We start from the raw sequence: 295 nt of genomic DNA, 5'->3' as shown, positions 1-295 counted from the left end.
GTCACCGCTGTACGTCGCCGTCACGGTGTGCGTACCGGGGGTCAGGGCACTGGTCGTCACGCTCGCTGTACCGCCCGAGAGCGTCCCGGTCAGCGTCGGACCACCGGAGATGACGAAGGTGACCGTGCCGGTGGGCGTCCCCGCCCCCGGCGCTACGGGCGCGACGGTCGCCGTGAACGTCACCGGCTGCCCAAAGACGGACGGGTCGGGCGAGGAGGTCACCGTAGTCGTCGTCGACGCCGAGGTGACCGTCTGAGTGTCGATCCCGACGGAACCCGCGAAGTTGGCGTCACCG

The 295-nt window shown here is 70.5% G+C and carries 1 protein-coding gene; it reads right to left on the bottom strand.

Annotated elements, in window-relative coordinates; all coding sequences use genetic code 11:
• Positions 1–183: Ig-like domain-containing protein (locus OO62_RS41235; protein WP_248782327.1), on the bottom strand; the 183-nt coding region annotated here is incomplete at its 3' end.
• Positions 184–295 lie beyond the last annotated feature (112 nt).

The organism is Streptomyces lydicus (assembly GCF_000717345.1).
Classification (GTDB): Bacteria; Actinomycetota; Actinomycetes; order Streptomycetales; family Streptomycetaceae; genus Streptomyces; species Streptomyces lydicus.
Note: the sequence above shows the minus strand (reverse complement) of the source record. Positions and strands in the feature narration are given on the sequence as shown.